This is a genomic window from Streptomyces anatolicus (assembly GCF_019400875.1).
GTDB classification, from domain to species: Bacteria; Actinomycetota; Actinomycetes; order Streptomycetales; family Streptomycetaceae; genus Streptomyces; species Streptomyces anatolicus.
This window is the reverse complement of sequence record NZ_WMBF01000773.1, coordinates 1-1,837: the sequence shown is the minus strand read 5'-3', so window position 1 is coordinate 1,837 and position 1,837 is coordinate 1. Positions and strand designations below refer to the sequence as shown.

The window sequence follows — 1,837 nt, the reverse complement described above, 5'->3', positions numbered from 1 at the left end:
GCCGACGGGACGGGGGGCGTCGGCTATCTCCTGAAGGACCGGGTCTTCGACGCCGCGCAGTTCATCGACGCCGTACGCAGGGTCGCGGCGGGCGGCACCGCGATGGACCCCCAGGTGATCCAGCAGCTCCTCTCCCGGCGCTCCAGCGACCAGCCGCTCGGCGCGCTCACCCCGCGTGAGCGCGAGGTCCTGGAACTCATGGCGCAGGGCCGGTCGAACGCGGCGATCGCCTCCCAACTCGTCGTCACCGAGCGGGCGATCGCCAAGCACACGTCGAACATCTTCGGCAAGCTCGGTCTCCCGGTCTCCGACGACGACAACCGGCGCGTGCTCGCCGTGCTCGCCTATCTGGACCAGGGGCGCTGAACGCGCCTGAACGCGCCGGGCCGCTGATGCGTATGTAGCCCCATGGGACGCACATCACGAAAACGATCAAAGCTCGCGCGGCGCCTGGTCGCCGTGTCAGCGGCTGTAGTCATGGGCGGCGGCGGTCTGATCGCCGTGAACGTCTACGCGAACGCCGGGGAGGGCGCCGACCAGCCCCCTCCGCAGGCGTCCGGCCTGCCCGTCTCGACCATCAGCTGTCCTGATGTGGCGAATCGCCTGACGGACGTTCCCCAGGGCGCGCGCGGCAAGGTCGACGACCGGCTCGCGGAACTCGACACTCAGATCACTCGGGCGTACGACCAGCTCGGCACGGCGCGGGACAAGGAGTCCGTACTCGCACCGCTGGAGGAGCGGCGCCAGGGCACGCTCGGCGAGATCGCGGACGCCATGGACCAGGCGGGGCAACGGCCCGAGCGCCTCGACAGCATGGCGCCCTGCACCCTGCGCGCCGTCGACCAGCAGGGCCAGGAGGGTCAGCAGGGGCAACAAGGTCAGCAGGGCGAGCAAGGCCAGCAGGGGCAGGGCCAGGGTGGCAATGGCCCCCAGGCCAATGACTTCGTCGAGATCGAGTCCGTACAGCCGAACGTCAACCGCCCCCGGAATCAGCGGGGCGCATCCCGCGGCACCTTCACCACGAAATGCGGGCGGAACGAGAACGGCAAGTTCAACCCCGACAACGTCATCGTCGCGCCCGGCGTGAGCAATGGCGCTCACCACATGCACGATTACGTGGGGAACCAGGCGACGGACGCCTTCTCCGGCGACGACGACCTCGCGAACGGCCGGACGAGCTGCCGGAACCAGGGCGACAAGTCGACGTACTACTGGCCCGTCCTGCGGCTCCAGAACGGCCAGAACGAGGCCGACGCCCAGGCGGACGGCGGCGGAAAGGACCAGAACGTCGGCGAGATCCAGACCCCGTCGTCGGTCACGCTGAACTTCGTCGGAAATCCGCGGAGCAAGGTCGTCGCGATGCCGCGCTTCCTGCGGATCATCACCGGTGACGCCAAGGCGTTCACGAACGGCGACGCCAACGCCAACGCCTCGTGGAGCTGCACCGGATTCGAGGACCGGCAGCTGAAGGACAAGTACCCGATCTGCCCCGAGGGCAGCAAGGTCGTCCGGACGTTCAACTTCCAGAGCTGCTGGGACGGCCGGAACACCGACAGCGCCAACCACCGCACCCACGTCGCCTTCGCGGACCAGCGCACGGGCGCCTGCCCGCAGGGCTTCAAGGCCATCCCGCAGCTGGTGCAGCGCGTCGTGTACGACGTGCCGCCGGGGCCCGGCTTCGCCGTCGACTCGTTCCCCGAGCAGCTGCACAAGCCCGTCACCGACCACGGCGACTTCATCAACGTCTTCGACGAGCGGCTGATGCGGCGCGTCGCGGACTGCGTCAACTCCGGGCAGCGCTGCACCTGACGTCTCCACCTGCCCCCGTCCCGTCGGT

2 protein-coding genes are annotated in these 1,837 nt (G+C 69.3%); both read left to right on the top strand.

From position 1 onward, the window contains the following. Positions 1-366: response regulator transcription factor (locus GKQ77_RS32330; protein ID WP_219692701.1), on the top strand; the 366-nt coding region annotated here is incomplete at its 5' end. Between the two features lie 42 nt (positions 367-408). Then, complete coding sequence (locus tag GKQ77_RS32325) at positions 409-1,809, top strand: DUF1996 domain-containing protein (RefSeq protein ID WP_219692700.1); 1,401 nt, start codon at positions 409-411, stop codon at positions 1,807-1,809. Positions 1,810-1,837: the final 28 nt, after the last annotated feature.

Bases quoted from the DNA above. Each gene is read 5' to 3' on its own strand.
- GKQ77_RS32325 (WP_219692700.1), top strand. From the start codon at position 409: ATGGGACGCACATCACGAAAACGATCAAAGCTCGCGCGGCGCCTGGTC.